This window comes from Bradyrhizobium sp. Crot121 (genome assembly GCF_059512385.1).
In genome coordinates, this window is the sequence record NZ_JCAMOR010000098.1 from 1 (window position 1) to 24043 (window position 24043).

Here is a 24043-nt window from a genome sequence, read left to right on the forward strand (position 1 = left end):
ATCCAAAGAGTAAGGCTTGCCCATCCATGCCGGCCTCCAGCCCAGCCAGCATGGTGAATCAGAAACCGCCTGATTTGCGAATCCCAAATCGATTCAAGCTAACTTCATTCCGCTTTAGGCGCGGACAGTACAATTTTCTCCGGGAACTTGAACCTTTTTCGGCATCCGGAGACAGAAATGCACTGGGGGTTTTCAGGGCCCAGTATTTAGCGCAGCGCCCCGTGACGAATATACTCCGTCAGGCGGCGCTGTTGCATTTTAGAGTTCAACCTTAAGGTCAAGGGTTCGGTCCACAAGCGCAATCGAGCCAAGTCATGGTGCCGTCCCTTTTGTCCGCTCACCGTCGCGGCCTGTGACTGTTCACCATAGTTCCTTGTCGCCGCTCACCGACAGCGACATCAGATTCAATCGTTGAGGTTTATCGAGGAAGCCGCGATGGCTTGCTCCACTTCCTTCACCAATGCTCGGTGATGTTCGGCGAGCTTGGCGAATAGCGCTTTCTTGGTCGCGTTGGTCGCGAGCTTGCTGATTAAATCGCACTCTGCCGCTTCATTCCGAAGCTTCTCCAAGTGCGCTTGCATGTCTTTCATGAGTCGCTCCCGCAGACGGCGGGAAGATTAGGCAACATGGAATCCGCTGGCAACCCCCTGAGAAGCGACGAGATCAAGCCAAATCACGTTCCAAAATAGACCGAGATGAGATGCGAAGAGTTACTTACTTCCGGGTTGCTTTTTGCCCGGTTTTTGTTTGGTTTTCAGCTTTTCCTTAGCTTTGAGCACGTCGGCCTGACTGCGGTACGCCTTCGCCAGATTGAGGAAGGTTTCTGAGATTTCAGCATCGGCGAGTGCGAGCGCGATGCGCTCTGCGCTCTTTGCTTGTTTCCGGTATTGCTTGGATTGCCTCACCGTCCGCACTCCTTACGTAGGCAAAGCATGGCAGAAATCATAACACGAGAGCAAGGGTGCGCGATTAGACTCATGGGGCAGCGCCCTACAAGTGGGTGCATCTGGATAAGGAGGATCGCTGTGCGCTGCGGCAGCCTTAGTGCTCGAGACGACTCCGGAGCTTCTTGATGATTTCCCGCAGATTGCCCGCGTATTCTTGGACGGCTCGGCGCGCCTCCTCCAAGCGCGAAGGCTCGGGCTTTGGCGCTTCCTGACCGGAGCGATGATCCTCTGGCGGCGGCTTCATACCCTCTGGTCGGAGAAACCACACGGGCACCATTGATCTAAATCAATGAAACCGACATCCGCCATCGATGCGTCTCCGATCGCTACTTGTCTTGGCTGAAGAGCCAGGATTCAATCGCCCACCTACAATGCGGGCGCTCTACCTATTGAGCTAAGCCGGCTGAATGGTTGCGCGCTTGACCGCCTAACCCATGTTAGCGGCCGGCGCTCTTCCGCGACGATGATGTGACAGAACAGCGGGGAAAACCGGCATCATTCGATTAGGAACGAAGTCTGATTTCCTCTATTGTCGTTGCATCATCGCACTGACCTTGGCATCTATCGGTGATGAGAACGCCGGTTGCGCTCCCGCCCCCACTCAAAATAGGGAGCAGCGCATGCAAGAGCGGCGTCGTCTCCAACAATCAGGACCACTCGAAGAACGGCTAGCTGAAGAAGCAGCACGCCTGCGCAAACAGGCCCAAGGCACTCACCCGGGTATCGAACGCGAACGACTTATTCGCAGAGCACGGCAAGCCGAGACTGGAGCGCAACTGAGCCAATGGCTGAAACCATCCGCTCATCGACTGCCACGATAAGCCCGCCGTTCCGCGTTATTTGGCTGAAGAGGAGGATTCGAACCTGCGACCACGGCATTAACGGTGCCCTGCGCTACCGCTGCGCCACTCTCCAATCTTTTCGGCTGAGCAAGGAACAAAATTGATCGACGATGGTCGATTCTGCGCCTCCGGTCCCGGTTGCGACTGCACCCTCAGCCCCCCGGCCGGAGGAAAACCAGTCGTGTGGTTGGCGGCCCCAGCGGTGACAGGCTGAGGCCGTTTCGTTGAGCCCTTACAGCGCTACTCGACCTCGCCTTTGGGACTAGCCAGCAGCATAGACTAACGTAGATCAATGAAGCTTGGTGGCCGTGGGACTAAATCACGGGGCATGAAACGCAAACGCAATCGAGCCAAGCAAACCACCTCGGCCTACAATGACGTCCGCGTTGCACCTGGTCCGGTCGCTTCAGCGCCCATTCGCCAAGTGCCGTGCGAGGGCAGCGGACATGGGCACCAATCATGAGCTATGCGTCGAGGGTCATTCTTCACCTGCCACTATCGAACGAAGACCTATTGAGCGCCTTCGTCGAGCCGTGCCTTCGCGATAAAGTTGCTCTTATTGCAGTCGTCGGAGAAGGCGCGGCGCGGATAGAGGATATCATCGACGAACTCGTGGTGGGCGACGCGTCGGATGACACGCGCTTTGTTACCACCACCTCGCACTCGAATGAGTCGGTGGAGGAGGTGTTGGAGTTCGCTGGTTGGTGGAACGACGAGCGAGATCGGCCGGTCCAAATAGTAAAATTATAGTCCGCAAGGATATCCGCTATGGGTCAAAAGCGCCGTCCAAGCGGATTGCTTGCGACGTTCGGTCCGCCCTGGAGAGCAGACCACTGAGCGCTCTCTGAAGACTTCGCCATCGGGCCAGTAGGCGACACGCGTCGAGGCGCTGAAACGGCCGAGACTGGGATGGCCTCACGCGTCATCCCGCCGAGGGAATGGCTCTTGTGTCTTCCGGCCGAGGAACATGTCAGGCATCGGCTGCCGGAGCAGTTCACGTGACCGGTGCAACAGTTCGCGCGTCTGCTCGATTGTTTGTCGGAAATACTGTTCGAGTGGAAAACGGGACGGCGTGCGTTGATCCATGAAGCGCTCCCTCGCTGTGCAGGCGGGAGCGCGACGGTCTCTCAGCCACCGACGCCTACGGGCAGAGCCTCGGCCGGTGATGCGGAACAACGATCTCCGGGCTCTTGGGTTCCAAAGTGAACTCTGGCTGGTGATTGACTTATGCTATTCGTCGGTATGACTGATGCCTCGGATGCCGGTGAAAAGCTTTTTCGCCCGTGTTGTTGCCGCCATCACTGAGGCTGAGCGGCTGACTGTAGGAACAAGGCATGGCGGGCTGAGGTTCTTTTCAGCTTAAGGTGGATGGTCACCCGAACGACCTTCCATCCGAAGAGAGCGCACGAGGACGAACCCTTCGGGCGGTACAGAAAACGTGCGAATTGATTTCGTGGTGCAGCTGGCGTTCCCCATCCCGCTCTTGCTTGGATTTCGTGGGCATTTCCGAAACCGGCGGACGACATTTGCGAGGATGCGGGACACGTCGTTGTCGTAACGATTGTGGCATAGGCTGCCGATGAAGGTGATTGACCCGGTCGAGAAGAAGTACCCGCGATCGCCACCGCCGACCACCATGAGCGCTTCCGGCTTGATATCGGCCGTCAACGACAGCGTACTCGCGACCTGGCGGAGCGGCTCCGCTCTGTTATCCAAGCGACGTGACGGCTGAAATGATTGAGGCCTATAAACGGCGAACTGCATCACGTTGAGGAGGACAAATCGCGTTGGCGTACCAAGACGATGTAGTCGGGAGCTTTGAGCAGGTGCTAAGACTAATACCGCCCTGGATGCGCGCGCCTTCAGACAGGGTGAAGGCCAATGCCGCATGATACGCTGCGGATTGTCTTGCGCGGGGGCGGACAAGGAAGATCAGCAGCGGCGCAGAGCTATTCACCAGTTTTGTAACGTCCGAACATTCAGGCTGCGGGGAAATGATCGAACTTGTCGAATTTTGGAAGAATTGTGATCTGAGCCAGCCTCCATACGTTCACGACGATGACCGATCATCCATTGATGCGGCTACGAACATAAGCAAGATTACCCTTCGAAGTCATCGCGCATTCGTTGAGCACCCCACCTTTGGTGACGAAAACGATGGCTCGCTTCACTTAGGACTCCTGCCTGTGTCCTATCAGGGCAATCTATTGAGGGCGGATATTTTCATCATCATGCTCAATCCCGGTCTCGGCCTCAGCGATTACCAGACCGAGGAAGATGCAGAGCACGCCGAGCAGGTCCGTTTAATCATCAGGCAGAACTTTGCTGAGGTAGAAGTATCCTTTTCTGTCCCTAAATCCTGACTACGCCTGGACGGGAGGCTTCCAGTGGTGGGAACGGAAGCTACGGAAAGTCATCCAGCAGATTGCAAGCGACCATTGCGGGAATGACTACGCTGCCGCGCTGCGCTCGCTATCGCAGCGATTAGCTGCGATAGAAATCTTTCCGTACCATTCACGGACGTTCAAAGCAGCCTCCCTTAGGTCAAGCCTGCCATCGGTGCGGAAGGCGAAGGAATTTGTGCAAAGCCTAGTGCCGCGTGCTCAAATGGGGGAAATCACCGTCATCGTATCAAGGGGGATCAAATCAATCGGAATAGACGACCATAAACTTGCGAACTACGATCCAAAGCTGGCTCGTGGCGCTTCGCTTGGTCCTGGGACGCAGGGAGGCGCGGCCATCCTCAGAGCGTTTGAACGGAAAACATCGCGGTGAGTTCTTTGGTGATCCCCGCCGAATGATGTGCTCAAGATCGCGATGCCAGGGCGCGGACAAAGAAGACAAGGCGGGCTAGATGCAAGATTGGAACGACATCAGATTCCTTGAAAGCACCACAAATCTCAAAACAATCATTAAGAAATCAACTGGAAAGACCCCATCAACTGAAGTCGCTCGAGATATCGCCGCTTGCTTGCAGCAAGGCAGATTGTTTTTCGAAATAGCATCTTCCGCTCCGCTCCAAGTACAGCCATTGCAGATCTATTACGGCATGGTTGGCTTTGCCAAAGCAATCGTCCTTGCGCGCAACATCCAATCAATATCAACGATCGCACAATCTCATGGGTTGTCTGACGTAGCGCAACCCACTTCAAAAATTGAAGACTTGACACTAAAATTCCACCAAAAGGGTTTGTTCGCGCAGTTCAATGACGTAGTCGCCTCTTTAGGTCGGCTGAATTATTTCGATAATTCTATGCCGCGCTCAGAGCCAAAGCCCTTCGACTCCGCCGCTGCATTGGGTGGTACCACTTGCTCTTTCAAAGACATCCTCGGCAGAATTCCAAGCTTGCAGAGGCTTTATCAACGGACGTTTTCCGAAGATGCAGCCTGTTGGTCGATAAGCTTCTATCATAGAGGTAATGATGTCGAGCTGCGAATTGACGATCCCCATTTGATAGCCGACAGGAATGACCTGCGGTTGGTCATAGACAAATGGCGTCAGAAATTTCCGTTTCTGCGGCAATGGTGTCTTTGCGAAGCCGGTCATGCATGGGACAACACGGTCCTACTTTCCCATAACGTTGATAAGCCCTCTAACGGTGAGTTTTCCGATAAATTCCTCATTGAAACCGAAAGTGGTTTTAGTGCAGCGCCATATCCGAGTCAGGTACGCATTCCGTTTTCGTCGATATTGCCTGCTTTGGCTGGGGGCATCACCAATGATCATCCCACCGCTATCCAACCACTGAACGGAGTTAACCTGTCGGAGTTTGCCCTACAGTTTTGCGGCGCATTTCTCCTGAGTTCTTTGGTGCGGTATCGACCCCAAGTCTGGCAGCACGCTCTTTCTCATTCGGCATTTGAGAGACGTGCAGCGGATGACCGCGCGCTTTCAATAATTGAGGCATTTTCAGCCAAAGTGCTCAGCGACTTTCCGAAGCTTGTCGAAAAATCTATCGATTGGGCAAATTCGCGAAACCTCTATGGATAGGACGTGGCTCGTGTCTTGATAAGTCAACTCCTACCCCGATGGACAAGGGGCAACCTGCGCAGTAGATGGTGTCGATCTCGCCGCATGGCTCGTCCGCAACGGCTACTCGCTCGATTACGCTGCTGAACCGGGGCGGTTTGTATGGGAATTTGGGACGTATGTCGGGATGCCGTTCCTTGGCCAGCTTGGGATAGTGGGATGCTTCTATTTTCGGGTATGCGCTGATGGCACTACCGCCCATCACCATGATCAGCGCAGCAAGTTCGTAATGTGCAACCTCTACAGCATCACCTCCAACCAGGAAGCGATCCGCGCGCTGTTCCGAGTCATCAACCGCTACGTCGGCAACCTGCCGCCGATGCCCGGGGTGTTTCCTGATTATCCGGCCCCCGTGTGCGCAACGGTGCCGACGGCCGCGAAATGGTGTTGATGCGCTGGGGCATGCCGCCTCCGCCGAGCAAACCCGGTCCGCCCGTGACGAATATCCGCAGGACCAGCTCGCCGCACTGGCGCGGCTGCTGAAGCCGGAGAACCGGTGCCTGGTCCCCTTCAACAGTTTCGCTGAATACGCGCCGGAGCCAAATCCGGCCACGAAAAAAAAGGACGTGGTCTGGTTCGCGCTGAACGAGGACCGGCCGCTTACGGCATTTGCCGGGATCTGGACCGAGTTCAAGGGTGACCGGGGCACCAAGTCGAAACCGGTCCCCGGTCTTCATCTCGTCTATGGCTTCCTCACCACCGAGCCGAATGCGATCGTCGCGCCGATCCACCCCAAGGCGATGCCCATGGTCCTGACGACCGACGAGGAACGCGACGTCTGGCTCCGCGCACCGTGGGATGAAGCTAAAGCGCTGCAGCGTCCGTTGCCGGATCATGCGCTCAAGATCGTCCTGAGAGGGCCGGACAAAGAAGACAAGCTGGCAGCCTGACACCGGCCTGCGGTTTGGCCCGCACCGTGTTTTGGTGTCAGGAAACATCAGCATAGTGGCGCCTACCCGGTTGGGGTGAGGCGGCTGGCCTTGATCTAAATCAACGGTCGCGCTCGATCCTCGACCAAGCATTAAACTTATGACGAGGTCCGAGGAACCAGATCGACAGGCGTCGTCGAAGCCCAAGTCGTCACCCTTAGAGGAGGCGCTACGTATCCTCGAGGAGTATGCGCGCGACCTGCGCGAGATCATCGAGAAGCTGCGCCAGCGGCTCCATTGAGGGATGTCGCCTCAAAGTAAAAGCTGAGGTTCAAGGCCAGCTGCCACTCGGCCGCTCACGTTCGCCAGCTGTTCTGTCGGCCACAGAAAAGTCCTACTAGCGATCGAAGAACCAAAGCGCAAGACGTGCCTGCCAGCTTGTTCAATCTTTATCTGGAAAGAGCCGGTCGCGAATGTAGCGCGACGTCGGCGTCAAACGGACGGCTCCCGGCTTGTGCCAGGCTACCCGATCGATTTCCTTTTTATCACCGATCGTCAGCTTCCCCTTCGCGTTTTTGGCGACAAAGATGACGTCGCTCATTTTGCGGCCGGACCGCTTATTCTTGGCCTTCAGTTCTTTCCAAAGACGCACTCTGCCGACCTTGATATCTGGAAGCCCCTCCCTGAGCTCTCGTCGCAGACACTCCCTTTCGGTCTCTCTCGTCCGCTTACGGCCGCCTGGAAACATCCACAAACCATCACGTCGCCGCCTCACCAGCAGAACTCTGCCCCGCTTTGCTGCGACGAGTTTAGACGACTTCGCCATCCTCAGCTCTCCCAGCCTGGCCTAAACCTGATGAGACAGCGCCGGAGCGCGAGAAGTAGGAACCACTTACATCAATTGGTTTTAGGCCGCATCACTGGATAAGGAGATACGTGATGAAGGCGAACGTCGGCCCGGGCACTGACAACCTTACCGGTAAGCAATCCGGCGGCAGATAACCTGAAATAGTAAATCCCGAGGTGTAGTGAGAAGGGCCTCGGCAAAGTGGAAGCTGAGGCCACCGGTTGGCTGGGCCACTCAAATTGGCACCGTTTGGCCGCTCTTGTAATGCACTATAAGCCAAGCGGTTTCTATCTCTTCCGCGCGAGCCGCTTCTCCACGCGCTTCCTGCTGTTGCCGACCTTCTTGACCGCCTTCTTCACGCTCGTGGCTGATCGGCCGGTCTTCTTGGATTCATAACTGACTTCGTGCCGCTGCCCGCCGGCAACACGCGCGCGATCCTGCTTGCGACCCCGCTGTCTGTTTCTTTGCCTTTTTCGCCATTCTGGCCTCCCTTACTGTATCGGCGCAACGCGGGATGCACGTCCCTAGTTCCCGGCAAAGGGGCGGCGCTCCGGAACCAATCGAGACGACCTCATTTGATTTAGCCTTCGCCCTTGGAGTTGTGGAGTGGCGTCTCAGCGTAAGAAGTCGGCAGCGATCGGCGCCAAGGCTCCCTACCCGGGCTTCATCGAGCCGGCGCTGGCCACCGAGATCGAGCGCGTGCCAAGCGGCGCCAGATGGATTCATGAGATCAAGTTCGACGGCTACCGCGTCCAGGTCCACCTAGCCAATGAGACGATCAAGGTATTCACCCGTCGCGGCCATGACTGGACCCACCGCTTCCGCAGGATCGCCGACGACGCTTGGCACATCTCCGCCGGCAGCGCGATCGTCGACGGCGAAGTGGTCGCGCCGGCCGAAGATGGCACCACGGATTTCTCGGTGCTGCAGAGCGAGCTTAAGGGCCGGTCGAAGAAAATCGTGCTGGTCGCGTTCGACCTGCTCTACCTCAACGGCCACGACCTGCGGAAGCTGTCGCTTTCCACGCGCAAGGCTGCCCTGAAAAACCTGATCGCCGGCACCGACGTCCAGTTCAGCGAGAGCTTCGACGTCGACGGCCGCGCGATGTTCGCACACGCCTGCAAGGCCGGCTACGAAGGCGTCGTGTCGAAGATCGCCGACAGCCCCTACGTTTCAGGCCGCGGCCGCAATTGGTTGAAGAAGCCGTGCGCGCAGCGGGAGACGCTGACGATCGCCGGCTTCGCCCTGGACGAAGGAAAATGGGACGGCATCTATCTCGGCCGGCGTAAGGGCGCCGAGCTGATCTACGCCGGCAAGGTCGACCACGGCTTCGATAAGGCATCCGCGGCCGACTTGCGGAAGCGCCTGACGCCGCTGATCCGGAAGACGCGACCCTACACCAAGCGGATCGCGCACAAGGGCATCTGGGTTGAGCCGACGCTGCTGGCCGAAATCGAGTACCGCGCCAAGTCGGCCGCGGGCAAGGTGCGGCACCCATTCTTTAAAGGCCTGCGGGAGGATCTATGATGGACCGCCGGAAGTTCCTGACGAGCGGCAGTGCAGGGGCAAATCTCGCTTGCTATTCCATTCAAGGCCGGGATTCCCAGAGGCGATATCTACGACGGATCCAGCTCCATCTGAATAAGGGAAAGGCGAAGGCGACGCCGCCCCCGCCCGACGTTATCGAATATGCCGCGCTCGGCCCTGCCTGGAGTGAGTCATTGCGAGCAAGTCTAGGGTGATCGAAGCAGATGGAATTCCCCCGCTGCTACGTCACGCCTGTTCGAAGCTAGCGGCAGCGAGGTGCCGCAGCCCACCACCGTGATGCTGCGTACGGTCGGACCGCAGGTTGAAAATCTTGCGCTACGCGTTCGAAGCTGCAGGCCTGCACTGCAGGTCGCACTCGGCCGACGACGAGCCGCAGGTCGTGGAGACGTGGGTCTGATCGCCAAGACTTCGCTCAAAACGCGAGAAGAGCAAACGCTGTCATGACTGTCGTGAGAGCGCCCGCGTGAGAACGAACGCGGTGAATAAACGGTCAGTGTCCAGCATGACACATCCCCAGCCCGAATTGTGAGCTGTGAAATATACATCCTTGGAGCGAGGTCTGCAGTAGCTATTTCCGGAGGGAAGGCATGGTGCTACGTCGATGGCGGGAGCAATTCAACTGATTTAAGCCGATCAAAAGAGAGCCCCCGAAGGGATTCCCTTCGGAGGCTGTCGAAGTTACTGCTCTGAAACGCTGGGGGAGAAACGGGACTTCTCCAACCGGCGCGCAAGCGTGCCATGCCGACCGGCGCGATCAACAACCTGGGTTAAGAGCCCCCCGCGGGGGCGATCACCAGCCCCACCGTCGTCCGATCCTAACCGACATTATTGATCTCACGAATTTCTGCGCCATCTGTGTGCAGAAGTGCACAGACTTCCTGCCCACGCGGCGCTTGGCTCGGCGTGCAACCTCCTGGCCGATCATCTCGATTCCTCCAGACCAATGGTCGGCCGAAGAGGAAGCGCAGCCCCGGCGTGCTCCCCCACGAAAGTCGCGTCGGGGCAGCGCTCTCGCCTATCGACGGAAACGGATGCGCAAGCGCTGGTTCGGATTAAGTGAACGACGGGACATGATGATGACGCCGCGCGAGGAACGCGACATGCCCTACATTGTCGGACTCGCTGTGTGGCGGCGGCAATGATGGTCGCGTTTGCTGTGTTTTGGCGATAGCGCGCAGCCCGCTGTTCGCGCGGCGAAATGAGATCATATCGGGGTATAACCTAAAAACGCCGGGACGGCGGCACAAACTGCGCTGCCCTTGCGGCGTCGGCGTGCTTATCGTGCGGCGCTGGCTCTCGCCGATCACCTACAGCCCCCAGCCCCAGTGGTCGGCCGAAAGACGGCACGCCCCGGCGTTGATCCTGCATGGTTGGCGTCGGGGCACTCCCGTCACAACACCGATCACCAGCCCCACGGCCCACGGTCAAAAGAGAGAGGCCCGCCTTTGGGACGAGCCGCCCGCTCGCATCAGCGCCTATTCCCCGCGCCCATGCCGATGCCCTCCATGCCGAATTGCGGGATAGGTGGCCGCCAAGGCCGATGCCGTAAGGCCCAACGGCACAATCCGCGCCTGACATCCAGGTCACCGTGGTGGCTTTCTTAATCTAAGTAATTGATCCCCCAGGTCGGCATGGCACCCTACCAGTGCTGGTGGAGAAAAGTGCCGTTTCTCTGTCAGCTGCTCTTAAACCCGAATGACTAGCCCCCTCTTCTGGGGGCTTTCTTTTGGTCTGCGGCGGGGCAGTCGAAACAAATGAGCAAGCGGCAGCGTTTGTTTTCATTGCGCTAAAGTGTTGCGTTGATGGTCGCGCTTGGGATGTTCTGGCGATAGCGCGTTACGACTACTTTCACGGGGATGAATTGAGCAGCACGCGGCTGATAGTGGTACGCAAAATCCTTGCCGAGCACGGGCCGATGACAGCAGAAGCCATGGTCCGGGAAATGCTGAAACTCGGCCATGACGTGTCCGTTCACGAAACGCTGCCCGGCAAAGTCTCTTCGCTTCTCATAAGTCTGTGGCGGTTGGAAAAAGCCGGCATGGTCGCGCGTGAAGGCAAAGGCCGTTCGGCGCTGTGGCGGTTCAGCGTATCACAAACGCAAACACCGCACCGGATTTGAAGGCTACAGCCGCATCGGCAGCGCCAGCGGATCGCGGACGGCTCGCCATAGCGCCCGATGAACGCCGCCAATTGCTCCGGAATTTCGCCCCGTTCCGGGCAGCGCTGGCGCAGCTCGGCGGCGATCTCCTCCGCGGCGTCCTGCGCCAGCCTTCGCTGGATCCGGATGGGGTTGCGGTACTGGCCCTCCATCAGGTGACGCAGCACGGTCTCGCGGTCAGTGTCCTCCTCGTGAGCGGCGGTTTCATCGTGACGCGCTTTCCGCAACTTTTGGTCCCGCTCATGGCCAGGTGGGAGCGCTTTAGCTTCCTCGCGTAGGCACTTGGCCTCTTCGATCAGACGATTTTCGAGTGTTTGAGTCACCTTGAAGTGATGCCGCTTAAGCATAGCGCTACTCCCTATGCCTGAGTGGGCGGGAGCGCGACGGTTATCGAGCGTTCTCCCATAGATACCAAGAGCCGTGCGGTGATGCCCATCAACGTCCCAGCACGGGTATTGGTCGCTGGTTCCAAATGAGGAACCAACCGGGGCGCCCTACTCGCCTGAAGGCTTCCTGCACCAGCAAGCCCAGCGAGTTCATGCCGCGCCGCATATCGGTGTGGCCGGTCGCAATCCACACCCGCACGCCCGACGCGATGGGGATCACCGTGGGCGTCCATCTGCCAGCGCCGCCGCGGCGGCCTTCAGCGTCGCCGCGTCGACCGTACCCATGATCCGCATCCGAGCCCCGGCAGCAAACTCGATCTCGATCCACCCGCCGCTGCTCGCCGGCGCGACTGGACAGGGCGTCGGCCCTGATTCCGCGACCACCATCGCCGGTATGGCTGAAACGAGCGTCGCCATCGCAGCAGCAATGAGCGCGAAACGCCATATCGCCGCGCTGTTGCCGCGACTTGGCGCGGCGCCTGTAAGCTCTCCAGGACGATCTTGAGCTTCTCATCCTCGGGCCAGCGCCGCCGCCGGCCCGTGTCCACCACCTCAAGCCGTTCGACTTGGGCACTGCGCCTATCACTGTCCATAAGGACAGTTCTCAACAACACGCCTCATTCCGCAAGGCGGCCTTCACCGAACGGATACGTATGTGCCAGAGCCGAATGGGCTGCGCGTCAATTTTCGCTGGCTAGATAACTTAGCATAGTTGTGCAGGCGGCCTCGGCCTCGGCAAAAGTTTTGAAGGGCGAGCCAACGACCCTGATCGCGCCACGGCTCTGTTCAAACGGACGCCATGACGCGACATAGCCGGGCCTTCCGCGAAAGCCAGGGCCGGTAAGACTTTCGAAGCTGATCACGAATGAATAGCCGTCGCTGCTGGCGCTCCATATTTCCATGTGCTCGACGGCACGATGGAAAAGCAGGGACATTTGCAGTCACTCACCTGTGGTCGCCAAGTCAATTGGTGCTAGCCTACCGCATTCGCAATCCATCCTCCTGGGGTCGGCGACCCGGCAAGTGGTAGCAGCGGAAAAAACTGCATTGCTGTTGTATTCGCGCAACGCTCCTTTCTGATCTGCGGCGATATGCTGGCGTTGGCTGGGGAGAACCGCGATGTTCGATGTCTATCTAAACGGCAGGCGCGATTTGCTCGTCGTTCGCAGGGGATTTCCGATCCCTCCTGGCGGTGCATCAGGCAGGTGGCGCAGGCGTAGGAAACGCGTCGCCAGTGTCAGCGAAGAGATTTGGCGGGCCGTTCAGAGGCAAGGCTACTACATGCGGAAACTGAGCGGTCTCAAGTAAAACTAGCGGGGTTGGCTTGGTGCTTGCACTTGAGGACTAGGCCGCCGTTTGCTTCGACCGCTCCGTAGGTCGTCGAGCCGATACACCCTAAAGAGCCATGCGTGACAGTCTGGATGTGGGCGCCGTGGGATGAGGCGAAGACATTGCAAGCGGCCCGTTGCCGGACGACGTGCTCAAGATCGTGATGCGGCGGATAGATCGCTTCGGGCCGCACATTTCGATCATCGTATCCAAGATACTGGAGCGCGAGATCAACATTGTGATGGGTTGCCGGCAGCTTGTCGGTTGACCTCTATCAGAGCGGCCTACACTCACAAGGTCTCTGACCGATGTCCCGATCCCTTTGTAGATCAGCTTCGAGTTGTTCGATAATGGCGTGAAGCAGACACGTGGCAAGCGGATCTGTGACTTCCCGCTCCAACAGGCGATAGCGCACGATCTCGACTTCTCGGTCTCTCAACTGGCGCTCTGTCATGATCGATGCCCTCCGGCAAACCGACGTGGAGGCGGCTGAATTGTTTCGCTAAAATTTTCGGATCATTTCCTATGGTTGCTAATCAGTGAAAATGAGGCGAGCGACGTGCACCAGCCGTGTCCGATCTCACCCGAGAACGGAGGAGAAATCCGTAAATCCCCATCGTCTGAATATTTGCTATATTAAATTCTGGGGTAAATATATACACGTAAATTAAACAAATTAAATGTGGACGCTATTTAACTTTGGATTAAGATTGGAGCACTTGGCGCCGGATGAACGCGTCAAGGATCTCGGAGAAACGGCTCCAGCATCCTGCCCCCTTGATGTAGGGGCCGTTTCTTCGAAATGGTGAGGTGAGACATGCGGTTCCTATCACCGGGTGACCTGTTTCTTGTCTCCGCCATGACAGGGGCGGTCTTACTGGTTGAAATCGGACTTTTCATCATTGTGGGCGTGATCTGACTTCCGTTGGAAAACCGGCAGTCAAAAAAGTAGGTGGAGGCAAGCGGACAAATATTCGGTGGTCTCCAGCTTTCGCGCCGCACCAGCTAGGTGCATTGCCGCAACTCTGGTTCTTTGTTGCCGCCGAAAATGTACTAAGTTCCCTGGCTCGAGGGGATTGCACCAATGGCGACCTATCGCGCCTATCTCTTGGATGAGACCGGCCACGTCGCGAACCGGCTCGATCTGGAATGTCCAGACGATGAGACAGCGAGAGAGCGCGCGAAGTCCCTGCTGAATGAGAATGGCTTGGAACTCTGGTTGCTCGACCGGCGCATCGCCGTGTTCAAGCCCGATGGGCGGGGATCAACAACGATGAAGACATGACGGAAGGCTCGAAAAGCTTTTGATGGAGGCCGAGGATTCCACCTTTTCAGCCGGCCCAGGAGGTCCCGATTATGTTGATTGCAGATAGGTTTGACAGCCGGACCTTTGCCCACATGCAAGTCGCGCTCGAAAGGGCTTGTCAGGCGCTGCCGCAAGGCAGCAATAATCATGAGGCTCGCGGTCACATTGCGAGCAGGATTATCGAATGCGCGGAAGGCGGCGATCGAACGCTCAGCGGCCTGACCGAGGTCGGGCGACGGGCCGCGTTGGAGCTGCCGCCACACCAGGCTGCCTAGCTCGCCATACCAACAAGAAGCTATCTACCTCACGGACGCTTCCGTTCGCGTACGAGCAGATCGGCGATTGATCTCGGGGTGCGGCCCTTCCCCAGAGTTCAACGGCAGGTCTCGCGGTACCTTCGGCAATTGCCCATGCCTTCCTCGCCCAGGCGTTCCTTATTCAGGCATGCGGCTCTCAGTTCTGCACACACATCGCCACGACGAGCGCCCCTTTGACAGGTTTCCCGATATCGCCGGCAGCCGCCTTCGCCCCTCTCACACGACCGTCTTAGCTCCTCACATTGCCCGTAGACACGCACTCCGCCAGGACCGATTTCGAAGCCCTGAGACATAGCTGTACCGGGCGACAGGGAAATGACCATCAAAGCGAAAACAACCAATGCAGAGGTTCTCATTTTTAACCTCCGAAACAAGACAAGGAAACTCTTGTGGTTTTGTTCCGCCACCCACTAGGCAAGACCCTGGACGATCGCGGGGGTGAATCGGTCGCGGGCCGCGACGCTGCGCCGAAGCGACAGCGGCTCCTGCGCTCCGAGAAATTTTCCCAGCCATAATGGCAAGAGATTGGGAACGAAAGCTCCCGCCACGATTTCAGAAGCCATGAGACCGCCGCTCGCCGTTAAAACTACACGGCGCATGTCGCGGATAGCCAAAGGTCGCAAGACCCGCTGTTGTCGGAACAAGCGCTCGCGCAGATAGCCAAAAGCGGCGGTCTCCGGGTCCATTTGCCAGGGGTGCTCGGCAAGTTGGGAGGAGCTACGGGTGGCGTGGGCGTGGGTCTGTGGTGGGCGGCATTCTTACCCGCACGAGGCTTCGTGATGTCCAACCGCATTGACATAGACCACAAACACGGCCGCGCCATTGTTCGAGAGATCGGCGAGAGATTGCGTGCGTTGCTGAAACCAGAGCCGGATTTACCGGCGAACGTTCCAACGCAAATCAACCGGCTCCGCGCATTGGAAGAGCAGTCACCATCGATCATCCCAGCGGCCGAGCATTGGGACAAGCCGCGCCGGTAAGCTGCGATGGGGCAGCACAGACGGCTCGGCGGAACAGGGGCGAGCAGTGTCATCGGCCAAGCTTCGTGCGTCAAAAATTTTGAGTGAGTTCGGTGAGGCACAATCCGAACTGATCGGCATCGCCGTCGTCCTTACTAACGGAAAGGCAGGTACGGTCGAGAACGTTTGGCTGGATGAGTTGCACGGCCTTCGGATTTCGATCAAAGGCCACGACGGGAAATGGCCGGTCTCAACCATCAAGTTCCCTGAGGACTAATTTCTTGCACCGGCCCCCGCTGTCCACCTGCGCGCTCTTTTCAGAACATTCCGATCAGGATGAAGAAGCCGACCTCGAGCAGAAACGTCGTCGACATGATGGCGACGGTCAGGAACACATCGCCCGCTGAGAGAGGGTTCATGCTGCCTCGCATCTCGCGAAGCCCCGTCATGAAATGCACATGGGTTAGAAAGGTTTCGGTTCCAAACACGGGAGATGCGAGCGGCGCCGGCCTATCGCATTTCGAGTTCTTTGATGGCCAGAGCCGAAATTTGGGCGGGGTCCTTGATGCCGGATTGCGCGATCTTGATGACCTTCTTTGCGATCATTTCCGTTAGAGGGTCGTCGCGATCCTTGACGCACAGGGTATGCAATGCGCGCTCGTAAGCCGCTGTGATGCGGCTGATCTCCTCCGGCTTCACCCCGGAGTTTAGCAACAGTCGATAAATGGCCAATTCTCACCGCCCAAGTCCATGCCGGCGAGCAAGGAAACCACAGTATAGGAACCTTGTACACGGTCGGAGAACTACGGGCGCTTGGCTTCCCGTCCAGCCGCCACGGCTACTGCTTCTGCTCGCGCGCAGCAGCGCCGCTCTCGTCCTTGCTGAAAAGAGCCAAGTCCTCGACCCGCTCGTTGAGGTCGGCGGCCTTCTCCACCAATGCGGCCGCCAGGTTGCGGTCGGAAGTCGATTTTGCAAAGCGGAGCAGCGTCGCTGCCGCTTCGCGAGTATACTTGCCTCTCACGATCCAATGTCCGCGCTTTTCCCAGCACGCTCATGACGCGTGACAAGGCCATTCGTTCCACAGCAACTCCTAACTTGGAACGATCGGGCCGGGCGGCCGTTCGCCCTCTGCGTCTGTTGGAACGCCTGTAGGAGAAAGCGGCCCTTGCTCCTCTCTCCGAGGCAGGGGCCGCTTTCCAGTGCCTGGATGTAGAGCCCCGTTACGGCCCCTCCGTCAGAGCGCCCTCTGCCACGGCGCAGCCGTGAAAGCCGAATACCGTCCTGGACGGCCATTCTGACACGCCGGCCCCGATAGCGACGCACTAGACAGCCTCTATGATCGGCACGCAGGCCGTGAGCCGGATTTTTCCGGCATCGGTAAACCGGAAATGCGTCCGCACGCGCTTGCCGTCATATCCGCGATAGTCGAGCGAGAGGCCGTCCCCCTCCGGCATCAATGCGTCGATCCCGAAAGCATCGGCTGCGGATGCCGCGAGCCTTTGACCCCAGTACCATTTCATCGCGGCTCGGCCTTGAAAGCGCCCACCCTCGCAGCACTCGACCGTAGCCGCCTCATCATAGAGATCTAGCAAATCATCCAACCGACCCTGCTTACAGGCGTCGATCCAATCGACAACGATATCGATCGCATCGAAGCCCTCGCGAGCGTTCGACATGTTACACCTCCTCGTTGACGCTTCCCGCGGAGATGAGTACGGGCTTTGGCCTGAATGGACTGTGAACCGCCCAAATTCTGCCGAGAATTTTTCAAGTTCCGGCAACCATCAGTCTCCTCGCGCGTCTTGCTCACGCAAGGAGTGCGCAATGACCGACGACGAGCAACAGCGGGAACTTGAAGAGCGGCTGATGCGCTATCGCATGATGGAACGCGAGGTCACCGACCCGCTCGCAATCCGTCTCTTGCAAGACATCGTTGCAGAAATGGAAGCGGACCTATGGAGTCCCGAGGAGTAGTTCTAATCGTCAGCAGCCATCGGGCGTGACTGGGCTTTTTCAAGGTACCCCCCGTCGGCGTCGCTGATGCGTGCGGACGCCGTGTTGTTTCTCAGCGCGGCGCCGAGGGTTGGTGACCCAGCCTTAGGGCTGCTGGCTTTTGTGCGCAATGCTGGCGACCTCTGCCAGAGCTCCAAACAGCCCAGTTCGTCAAAACCGGGCACACGGACACGGGCACACCAACGGAGCCCCGGGGCCAATCGCCGGCGCAGGCCTTCCGATCCTTGCCCTCGGCTACGGCGTGTAGTGGCTGGTAAGGCGCCGATGGCAAGCTCATCACCTAAACGCTTGAATAGCTCGCGTTGACTTGGATCTGTCGCCGACACATTCAAGAGGGCAAAATGCTTTCAAGAGGGCAAAATGCTTTGCATCGGCGCGGAGTCGGCGCCACTTTCCTGGGAGGTCCTTCATGGCTCACTTCCTTGGTTTGAGTGGGACGGAACTCCACCCAGCGTTCGGCCGGCGCCCAGGGACTGGCACGTGTGTGCCGCGTCGGACACCTTTTTTCGAAGAGCAAGCAGCTGAGCCCTCTCCTGTTCCAGCCGATCAACCACGATAATCACAACTTGAGGGTCCTTTTTGGGATCAGCCTCGATCGGAAAAGCCATCTACGTCTCCCTCGGGAAAAAATAGCATGACCCGCTCTCGAGCAGCCGTCCACCTAACTGTGTTAAGCGGAGGCGCGATTTCCAGGCCATGGCGGCAGACATTCCACAGCCTAGCGTACAAGAAAATTCGGATGGGTGCGACAGGTTGCAGGGTCGGAACGATTTCTTTTGTGCCAATTTGATCAGCACATAGCGTCGGGATTCCTTGGCGTGGCGTTTCAGCGTAAGAAACCGGTGCCGATCGGCGTCAAGGCTGCCTACTCCGGCTTCATCGAGCCGGCACTAGCGATCGACGTCGAACGGGTGCCGACCGGCGCCAGGTGGATCCACGAGATCAAGTTCGACGGCTACCGCGTCCAAACCCACATCGCCAATGAGGCCGTCAAGATCTTCACGCGGCGAGGCCATGACTGGACCCACCGCTTCCGTTAGATCACCGCCGACGCCTGGCACATCTCCGCCGCCAGCGCGATCATCGATGGCGAGGTGGTCGCGCCGGCCAAAGACGGCACTACGGATTTCTCGGTGCTGCAAAACGAGCTCAAGGGCCGATCAAAGAAGATCATCCTGGTCGCCTTCGACCTGCTCTATCTCGACGGTCACGATTTGCGGAAGCTGCCGCTCTCCACGCGCACGGCCGAGTTAAGGAGACTCATCGCCGGCACCGATGTCCAATTCAGCGAGAGCTTCGAGGTCGACGGCCGTGCGATGTTCGGTCACGCCTGCAAGGCTGGCTATGAGGGCGTGGTCTCGAAGGTCGCCGATAGCCCTTATATCTCGGGCCGTGGCCGCAATTGGGTGAAGAAGCCTTGCGCGCAGCGGGAGACGTTGATCATCGACCAGAATGTCGACTTTTGGGCATCGCGACGGATTTGGCATGTCTCGCTCAGGTCTCGTTTCGCAGGCAGAGCTGACGTGATTTGCTCGCCGCGAGCATTACGGCTCGTGACCCGAAGCGGACCAAGGCTCGTTCGATTGCTGCCCGTCCGCGGTTTGGAGTTTTTTCACCGGGATCTACGTCAAATGTGAAGGAAGTATAGGTTAGCTTCGCCCGGCGTCCCGATAACCCTCGTCAATGGCGCCACGCGCCGCAAGGAAGCAACGGCAGGAGATCATCTCAACCTTCGTGCAGCATTGACCGCAGACGCGCCGCCAATTCTGACATGCGGAACGGTTTGTCGATAATCGGAAATTCGCCCACCGCCTGATGTCGTTCCAACACGTCTCCCGCATAGCCGCAGGCGAGCAGGACATTGATGCGCCTGTTCAATCGCCGCGCTTCGCGGGCAAGCTCAATGCCGTTAATCCCGTTTGGCATCACGATGTCACTTAACAGGAGGTCAAATTCTTCGCCGCTGAGCAGCTGAAGTGCTTCCGCGCCGTTTCGAGCGCAGCGAACCTGATAGCCCGACTTGGTCAGCATCGCCGAGGTGAGGTCCAGAAGATCGAAATTGTCCTCGACAACCAGGATTCGCTCCGAGCCTGCCGGTATCGCTTCGGGCTGGATGTCTTCCATCTCGGCGTCAGGCTTTTGCGTGGCTCTGGGTAAGTAGAGAGCGACGGTGGTCCCCTTTCCAGGTGCGGTTTCGATGGCAATGTGCCCCCCGGACTGACGGACAAAGCCGTAGACCATGCTGAGGCCGAGCCCGGTACCTTTGCCAACTTCCTTTGTTGTGAAGAAGGGCTCAAACACCCGATCCCGCACTTCGGGGGGCATTCCACAACCAGTGTCTCTGACGGACAGCCTGACGTACGATCCGGGCAGGCACCCCGCCACCGCCCCTGCATCAACGACGATGTTCCTCATCTCGATCTCGAGCACGCCGCCATCCGGCATGGCGTCACGCGCGTTTACGGCCAGGTTGAGGAGTGCGGTCTCCAGCAGCGCCGGGTCGACATGGCACAGCCACAGGCCTTCATCAGTCTGCAGCTTGACTTGGCATGCTTCCCCGACGGCGTGGCGAACGAGCCCCTGGAACTCACAGACAAGCTGGTTGGCGTTGACTGGTCTTGGGTTCAATACCTGCCGTCGTGAGAAGGCGAGGAGCTGCGCCGTCACCTTTGCTCCCCGATCGACGGCACGCAGTGCAGCCGCGGCGGAGTGTCGGGCTTTGCCAATATCGTCGTTAACCTGGATGAGTTCGAGGTTCGCGGCGATCACCGTGAGCAGGTTGTTGAAGTCGTGCGCGACGCCACCGGTGAGCTGGCCGACGGACTCCATCTTCTGGCTCTGATGGAACTGCTCCTCGATCAGGCGGCGCTCCTCCAGGGCAAGCTTGTGATCGGTGATGTCTCTGACGAACACCGCGAGACCTTGGCTCGAGGGGAACGCACTGATCGCGTACCAGATATTTTTGAGGGTGCAGAACGCTTCTGCAAAGACCGGGCGTTGCTCCGACATCGCCTCCCGGAGTTGGCTCAAGAGATCATCCATTTCGGCGACTTGGGGAAAGACGTCCGACAGGTTGATTCCGATGAGATCGCGTCCTTCGGCGATTTGCGACCAAGCCTGTCCGTTGAGGTAGCTGATGCGCCAGTTCTGATCGATAATGAGGACGCTGTCGGTCGTGCTCTCGAAGATCATCGTAATTTGAGCCGCGGCTTCCTCGGCCTTCTCCCTCGCTTCCTCGGCCTTCTCCTTCGCTTCGAACAATTCGTGCTCGCGGTGCTTCAGCGCATCGGCCATGGCGTTGAACGCGCCGGCGACCCGCGCAATTTCCGAGTTGTCCCGGATGTCCATACGCCGGGCAAAGTCGCCGAGCCGCCACCGGTTCGCGGCGTCAACCAATTGCGCAAACGGGCGTTGGATGAACCGTTGGCCGCCCCACACCGTCAGGACCAAGACAATCAGGGTGCTCAGAGCGATGAACAACACGTCGCGCTGCGTGCGACGTTCCATCTTGGCGAAAGTCTGCGCCCTGCCGAGGCCGTAGCTGACAAGAAGATCTTGCCCCGCAGCGGCGAAGCCGACGATCCTTCGCACGCCGTCAATGCCAGCCATCTCCGCCACGGTCCCATTGTCGAGTATCGGGTCTCTGCGGGCGGGCGACTTCTTGCCGACGAACAGAGCGTTACCAGGATAGCGAGCGAGAACGATGCCGTTGCGGTCCGTGATGGCGAGCGCGGCTCCCTCCGGAACGCCCATTTTTGCGATGTAGTCAGCGAGCCAATCGAGGCTGAGAGCGGCGATAACGACGCCACCCATGTGGCCCTCGTCGTCGTAGAATGGCAGCGCAAAATGGAGGGCCTTGCTGCCGGTCACTCGACTGATCGCGAACTCTCCGACTGTGAATTCGCCGGTTTTCAGGACGTGGGCGAAGTAGGCCCGCCCGGCAGCGGTCGTTGGCTTATGATCGCTGCTTGTGTCGCAGATGCGGCTGCCATTGATGTCGACCACGTCAAAGCTGATGAACCCCGGATAGCGTTCCTTGATTCTGGACAGATAGACGTTGCATCCGTCGGCGTCCTTCGCCTTGATCGCCGGATGCTCCGAGAGCGCAATCAGGGCCTGATGAACTCCCTGGACGATCTGCTGCTGCTCAGCGGCGGCGAGCTTGGCACGGCCGAGTGCTTCGTCCCGCGCTTCGACTTGGCGCGTGCGACGCAGGTCGATTTCATTGTACGCCTGTATCGCGATGGCCGGCAGCATGGCCGCAGCCACCAGCACGAATAGACGTGATAACAGGCTACTCATTCGACCATTTCCTACCCACGATCACCCGCATGAGACCGCGCGTGCCAGTCCACCGACAAGCGCTGCGACGGTGAGCGTTCGGGCGAACACCACGATCGGCTGACGGTCATATCGACCATAAGCTGGCGCATGGAACAGCGGCGCGACGGCAGAAACCAAGCACTAGAAGATTCACGTCCCGCCGGCCTACGCGGGAGCGACACGGAGGGTGGCACCCATGGCCATGAAGGTTGGCTGTCTCATGTTGATGCCAAAGGATGGCAGGGCGACGGGCTATGATCAAACTGAACCGGCCGTATTGCAGCGCTGTTTCAGTCCGTCTAAGAACGGTTACGATTGTAGGTGCCATGTGTGGACGTTGGCCAGTCTGTGTTTCAACATGCCCATATCGCCCCCCTGTCAGCGGAACAGGACGCAACTTGCCGTCGACCACGACGGCGGGAACGAAACGAATACCCAGTAGCTTCGCGCGTCTGACGACCTGCATATCTTTGATATCGTGCACGATCACTTCCCAGCAGGAACCTGCATCTCGCTTGACTGTCTCGATTGCGTCTTGGCAAATCGCGGAACCCGCGCTGAATACCTCGATTTTCGGTTTGTCGGCCATCCTACGCTCCTGTGCGATTTGACGTGCGGGTGGAGGATGCGTCTCCGCGCGATCGGGCGATCCCCATGAGCCACTGAGGAGGCTTATCGCCGAAACGCAATTGGCGCGACGTGCGATGATGATCGCAATCTTTGGCTTGGCCATGTTCGACTCCTCTATCCGTATTACCGAGCGGACGAGCTGATCAGGTCATGATCAACCAGCGACCCTGCCGCGGCTTGCACGGCCTTTAGGTGAGGCCCCATCCGTGATAAGAAAACCTGGATAATTTTGAAAAGTGTGTTCAGGAAATCTGAAATGGCGATCGCCCCGGCACTGAGCTTGGATCAGTTGCAGGTCCTTCTCACTGTGGTCGACACAGGCAGCTTTGCCGCAGCCGGAAGGAAGCTAAATCGGGCGACGTCGGCAATTAGTTACGCCATCGACACACTCGAGCATCAGCTCGGCATTCAGCTGTTTGATCGCGGCAGCACGCGCCGGCCCCAACTGACTCACGCTGGTGAAGCCGTGGTCGCGGAGGCCCGCGCGGTCATGCTGGGCGCCGATATGCTGCGGGCGCGCGTGAAGGGCCTCGTGGAAGGGTTGGAAGCCGAGGTGTCTTTGGCCATAGACCAAATGGTGCCACCACAGCAGCTTACAGAAATTCTCAGCGCCTTCCATCGGGAGTTTCCGACAGTACCGTTGCGAATGAACTCCGAGACGATGGGCGGCGTCGAACGTATCCTGCAGAGCGGTCACTGCGGGATTGGAATTGGCGGCCTTCTCCACATGAGTGGGGATGGTTTTACGAGCGTGCGCATCGACGGCGTACGGATCATTCCGGTCGCCAGGCCGGATCATCCCTTGGCAAGGGCGCGCGCGAAGGCGGCCGCTGCACGCGAGCACCTTCAGATTGTCCTCACCGACTCAGGGCAGACCGACACGCGTACCTACAGCGTTGTCGCGGGCTCAATCTGGCGCGTGGGCGACCTCTCATGGAAGCGTGCCCTTCCGCTCGCCGGCGTGGGGTGGGGAGGGATGCCAGAGCCCATGGTTCGGGAGGACCTTCAGGCCGGGCGCCTGACCCATCTCCGGCTGTCCGAGTTTCGCGGAAGCAAATACCCCCTGCAGATCGTGCACAAGAACGATAGTCCGCCAGGGCCGGCGGGGAGCTGGCTGATCGAGCGAATTGCACGAGACATGGGGCGCACAGCGGGCCGAACGTTCTAACGCCGGCGAGCTGGCCGATCGGTCAAGAAAATTCGCTAGCGACCGGCAGGTTGCTTGCTGCCGCAGCGAGGCAACACGCAGGACGCGGGTCGGGAAGCCGTGGTTTTCCGCGCCGCACGTCTTCCTTTTCGGTCGCTCGCCTTAGCCGAATGCGTCGAGCAATATCCGAGTTCGAGGGCAAAGCGGAAAACATATGCTCGCGCTGATTCTTCTCGATTTGGGTGGAGTCGAGATGTGGCGCGGTGGCTTTAGGCTACACATATCTGTTCCCGCCCCTTTCGTCTGGCGGTGCCCTAGTGGTGTAGCCGTGACTCCGTTTCCACATCCCGCTCGTCGAACCGGACAGGCAGATCTCCCGCATCCGGCTCTCG

General features: G+C 58.6%; 22 protein-coding genes, 1 tRNA gene and 3 pseudogenes. 11 read left to right on the forward strand and 15 right to left on the reverse strand.

The window, feature by feature from the left end; translation table 11 throughout:
* Positions 1-404: 404 nt before the first annotated feature.
* From AC5ZGW_RS40635 to AC5ZGW_RS40645, 3 genes are all read right to left on the reverse strand, one after another.
* Positions 405-590 carry a hypothetical protein gene (locus tag AC5ZGW_RS40635; RefSeq protein ID WP_130229592.1) on the reverse strand — a complete coding sequence of 62 codons (186 nt, stop codon included), beginning with the start codon at positions 588-590 and terminating at the stop codon, positions 405-407.
* A gap of 120 nt (positions 591-710) precedes the next feature.
* Positions 711-905: a hypothetical protein gene (locus tag AC5ZGW_RS40640; protein ID WP_130229593.1), complete on the reverse strand. Its 195-nt coding sequence runs from the start codon at positions 903-905 to the stop codon at positions 711-713.
* 883 nt (positions 906-1788) lie between these two features.
* Positions 1789-1862, reverse strand: a tRNA-Asn gene (locus tag AC5ZGW_RS40645).
* A 386-nt stretch (positions 1863-2248) separates the two neighbouring features.
* On the opposite strand from AC5ZGW_RS40645, the gene AC5ZGW_RS40650 reads away from it, so the two are divergent.
* The gene (locus AC5ZGW_RS40650; RefSeq protein WP_130229595.1) at positions 2249-2539 is read left to right on the forward strand and encodes a DUF7684 family protein; all 291 of its coding nucleotides are present in this window, start codon (positions 2249-2251) and stop codon (positions 2537-2539) included.
* A gap of 609 nt (positions 2540-3148) precedes the next feature.
* Here the strand turns inward: AC5ZGW_RS40650 and AC5ZGW_RS40655 are convergent.
* Entirely contained in the window at positions 3149-3457 is a 309-nt protein-coding gene (locus AC5ZGW_RS40655; protein WP_130229596.1) for a hypothetical protein, read from the reverse strand.
* Positions 3458-3783: 326 nt separating this feature from the next.
* On the opposite strand from AC5ZGW_RS40655, the gene AC5ZGW_RS40660 reads away from it, so the two are divergent.
* The 3 genes and pseudogenes from AC5ZGW_RS40660 (at position 3784) to AC5ZGW_RS40670 (ending at position 6709) form a co-directional block, all read left to right on the forward strand.
* Positions 3784-4152, forward strand: a complete 369-nt coding sequence (locus AC5ZGW_RS40660; RefSeq protein ID WP_130229597.1) for a hypothetical protein — start codon at positions 3784-3786, stop codon at positions 4150-4152.
* A 491-nt stretch (positions 4153-4643) separates the two neighbouring features.
* Complete coding sequence (locus tag AC5ZGW_RS40665; RefSeq protein WP_130229598.1) at positions 4644-5780, forward strand: YaaC family protein; 1137 nt, start codon at positions 4644-4646, stop codon at positions 5778-5780.
* 268 nt (positions 5781-6048) lie between these two features.
* Positions 6049-6709: pseudogene (locus AC5ZGW_RS40670) on the forward strand (SOS response-associated peptidase).
* Between the two features lie 421 nt (positions 6710-7130).
* Here the strand turns inward: AC5ZGW_RS40670 and AC5ZGW_RS40675 are convergent.
* Positions 7131-7514 (reverse strand): NUDIX hydrolase, encoded by a 384-nt coding sequence (locus tag AC5ZGW_RS40675; protein ID WP_130229599.1) that lies wholly within the window; start codon positions 7512-7514, stop codon positions 7131-7133.
* 308 nt (positions 7515-7822) lie between these two features.
* A pseudogene (locus tag AC5ZGW_RS40680) lies at positions 7823-7990 on the reverse strand (DUF3606 domain-containing protein); the annotation flags it as partial.
* 151 nt (positions 7991-8141) lie between these two features.
* On the opposite strand from AC5ZGW_RS40680, the gene ligD reads away from it, so the two are divergent.
* On the forward strand, positions 8142-9062 hold the full coding sequence (ligD, locus tag AC5ZGW_RS40685) for a non-homologous end-joining DNA ligase (protein WP_130229600.1): 921 nt from the start codon (positions 8142-8144) through the stop codon (positions 9060-9062).
* A gap of 1807 nt (positions 9063-10869) precedes the next feature.
* Here ligD and AC5ZGW_RS40690 read toward each other — a convergent pair.
* The 4 genes from AC5ZGW_RS40690 to AC5ZGW_RS40705 all read right to left on the reverse strand — a co-directional run bounded on the left by AC5ZGW_RS40690 (position 10870) and on the right by AC5ZGW_RS40705 (position 12562).
* Positions 10870-11043, reverse strand: a complete 174-nt coding sequence (locus AC5ZGW_RS40690) for a hypothetical protein (protein ID WP_165435541.1) — start codon at positions 11041-11043, stop codon at positions 10870-10872.
* Positions 11044-11054: 11 nt separating this feature from the next.
* Positions 11055-11588, reverse strand: coding sequence for a hypothetical protein (locus tag AC5ZGW_RS40695; protein ID WP_130229601.1), 534 nt, complete (start codon positions 11586-11588; stop codon positions 11055-11057).
* Between the two features lie 296 nt (positions 11589-11884).
* Positions 11885-12220, reverse strand: a complete 336-nt coding sequence (locus tag AC5ZGW_RS40700) for a transposase (protein WP_245475046.1) — start codon at positions 12218-12220, stop codon at positions 11885-11887.
* An 87-nt stretch (positions 12221-12307) separates the two neighbouring features.
* Complete coding sequence (locus tag AC5ZGW_RS40705) at positions 12308-12562, reverse strand: hypothetical protein (RefSeq protein WP_130229602.1); 255 nt, start codon at positions 12560-12562, stop codon at positions 12308-12310.
* A 1478-nt stretch (positions 12563-14040) separates the two neighbouring features.
* Between AC5ZGW_RS40705 and AC5ZGW_RS40710 the strand changes: the two genes are divergently transcribed.
* The gene (locus tag AC5ZGW_RS40710; protein WP_130229605.1) at positions 14041-14241 is read left to right on the forward strand and encodes a hypothetical protein; all 201 of its coding nucleotides are present in this window, start codon (positions 14041-14043) and stop codon (positions 14239-14241) included.
* A gap of 748 nt (positions 14242-14989) precedes the next feature.
* Here the strand turns inward: AC5ZGW_RS40710 and AC5ZGW_RS40715 are convergent.
* Entirely contained in the window at positions 14990-15265 is a 276-nt protein-coding gene (locus AC5ZGW_RS40715; RefSeq protein ID WP_130229607.1) for a hypothetical protein, read from the reverse strand.
* Positions 15266-15358: 93 nt separating this feature from the next.
* Here AC5ZGW_RS40715 and AC5ZGW_RS40720 point away from each other — a divergent pair, with 93 nt between their 5' ends.
* Together AC5ZGW_RS40720 and AC5ZGW_RS40725 are read left to right on the forward strand one after the other, a co-directional pair.
* Positions 15359-15559, forward strand: a complete 201-nt coding sequence (locus AC5ZGW_RS40720; protein ID WP_165435542.1) for a hypothetical protein — start codon at positions 15359-15361, stop codon at positions 15557-15559.
* A 46-nt stretch (positions 15560-15605) separates the two neighbouring features.
* Positions 15606-15815, forward strand: a complete 210-nt coding sequence (locus tag AC5ZGW_RS40725; protein WP_130229608.1) for a PRC-barrel domain-containing protein — start codon at positions 15606-15608, stop codon at positions 15813-15815.
* 233 nt (positions 15816-16048) lie between these two features.
* Here AC5ZGW_RS40725 and AC5ZGW_RS40730 read toward each other — a convergent pair whose 3' ends face one another.
* The 3 genes from AC5ZGW_RS40730 to AC5ZGW_RS40740 all read right to left on the reverse strand — a co-directional run bounded on the left by AC5ZGW_RS40730 (position 16049) and on the right by AC5ZGW_RS40740 (position 17214).
* A complete protein-coding gene (locus AC5ZGW_RS40730; RefSeq protein WP_130229609.1) occupies positions 16049-16270 on the reverse strand; it encodes a hypothetical protein in 222 nt (73 codons plus the stop codon).
* A gap of 106 nt (positions 16271-16376) precedes the next feature.
* Positions 16377-16559: a hypothetical protein gene (locus AC5ZGW_RS40735; protein ID WP_245475048.1), complete on the reverse strand. Its 183-nt coding sequence runs from the start codon at positions 16557-16559 to the stop codon at positions 16377-16379.
* A 301-nt stretch (positions 16560-16860) separates the two neighbouring features.
* The gene (locus tag AC5ZGW_RS40740; protein WP_463327741.1) at positions 16861-17214 is read right to left on the reverse strand and encodes a nuclear transport factor 2 family protein; all 354 of its coding nucleotides are present in this window, start codon (positions 17212-17214) and stop codon (positions 16861-16863) included.
* Between the two features lie 148 nt (positions 17215-17362).
* Between AC5ZGW_RS40740 and AC5ZGW_RS40745 the strand changes: the two genes are divergently transcribed.
* Together AC5ZGW_RS40745 and AC5ZGW_RS40750 are read left to right on the forward strand one after the other, a co-directional pair.
* The gene (locus AC5ZGW_RS40745) at positions 17363-17512 is read left to right on the forward strand and encodes a hypothetical protein (protein ID WP_165435632.1); all 150 of its coding nucleotides are present in this window, start codon (positions 17363-17365) and stop codon (positions 17510-17512) included.
* Positions 17513-18369: 857 nt separating this feature from the next.
* Positions 18370-18996, forward strand: a pseudogene (locus AC5ZGW_RS40750) (ATP-dependent DNA ligase); the annotation flags it as partial.
* 280 nt (positions 18997-19276) lie between these two features.
* Here the strand turns inward: AC5ZGW_RS40750 and AC5ZGW_RS40755 are convergent.
* On the reverse strand, positions 19277-21853 hold the full coding sequence (locus tag AC5ZGW_RS40755; protein WP_130231313.1) for an ATP-binding protein: 2577 nt from the start codon (positions 21851-21853) through the stop codon (positions 19277-19279).
* Positions 21854-22760: 907 nt separating this feature from the next.
* On the opposite strand from AC5ZGW_RS40755, the gene AC5ZGW_RS40760 reads away from it, so the two are divergent.
* Positions 22761-23672, forward strand: coding sequence for a LysR family transcriptional regulator (locus AC5ZGW_RS40760; protein WP_130231311.1), 912 nt, complete (start codon positions 22761-22763; stop codon positions 23670-23672).
* Positions 23673-24043 lie beyond the last annotated feature (371 nt).

Excerpts from the sequence above, each read along its gene's own strand:
- AC5ZGW_RS40745 (WP_165435632.1), top strand. The coding sequence starts at position 17,363 with ATGACCGACGACGAGCAACAGCGGGAACTTGAAGAGCGGCTGATGCGC.
- AC5ZGW_RS40650 (WP_130229595.1), top strand. The coding sequence starts at position 2,249 with ATGAGCTATGCGTCGAGGGTCATTCTTCACCTGCCACTATCGAACGAA.
- AC5ZGW_RS40700 (WP_245475046.1), bottom strand. The coding sequence starts at position 12,220 with ATGGACAGTGATAGGCGCAGTGCCCAAGTCGAACGGCTTGAGGTGGTG.
- AC5ZGW_RS40705 (WP_130229602.1), bottom strand. The coding sequence starts at position 12,562 with ATGTCCCTGCTTTTCCATCGTGCCGTCGAGCACATGGAAATATGGAGC.
- AC5ZGW_RS40690 (WP_165435541.1), bottom strand. The coding sequence starts at position 11,043 with ATGGCCGAGTTTCAGCATTTCCCGGACCATGGCTTCTGCTGTCATCGG.
- AC5ZGW_RS40710 (WP_130229605.1), top strand. The coding sequence starts at position 14,041 with ATGGCGACCTATCGCGCCTATCTCTTGGATGAGACCGGCCACGTCGCG.
- AC5ZGW_RS40715 (WP_130229607.1), bottom strand. The coding sequence starts at position 15,265 with ATGGACCCGGAGACCGCCGCTTTTGGCTATCTGCGCGAGCGCTTGTTC.
- AC5ZGW_RS40635 (WP_130229592.1), bottom strand. The coding sequence starts at position 590 with ATGAAAGACATGCAAGCGCACTTGGAGAAGCTTCGGAATGAAGCGGCA.
- AC5ZGW_RS40675 (WP_130229599.1), bottom strand. The coding sequence starts at position 7,514 with ATGGCGAAGTCGTCTAAACTCGTCGCAGCAAAGCGGGGCAGAGTTCTG.
- AC5ZGW_RS40755 (WP_130231313.1), bottom strand. The coding sequence starts at position 21,853 with ATGAGTAGCCTGTTATCACGTCTATTCGTGCTGGTGGCTGCGGCCATG.
- AC5ZGW_RS40695 (WP_130229601.1), bottom strand. The coding sequence starts at position 11,588 with ATGCTTAAGCGGCATCACTTCAAGGTGACTCAAACACTCGAAAATCGT.
- AC5ZGW_RS40660 (WP_130229597.1), top strand. The coding sequence starts at position 3,784 with ATGATCGAACTTGTCGAATTTTGGAAGAATTGTGATCTGAGCCAGCCT.
- AC5ZGW_RS40740 (WP_463327741.1), bottom strand. The coding sequence starts at position 17,214 with ATGTCGAACGCTCGCGAGGGCTTCGATGCGATCGATATCGTTGTCGAT.
- AC5ZGW_RS40760 (WP_130231311.1), top strand. The coding sequence starts at position 22,761 with ATGGCGATCGCCCCGGCACTGAGCTTGGATCAGTTGCAGGTCCTTCTC.
- AC5ZGW_RS40720 (WP_165435542.1), top strand. The coding sequence starts at position 15,359 with ATGTCCAACCGCATTGACATAGACCACAAACACGGCCGCGCCATTGTT.
- AC5ZGW_RS40665 (WP_130229598.1), top strand. The coding sequence starts at position 4,644 with ATGCAAGATTGGAACGACATCAGATTCCTTGAAAGCACCACAAATCTC.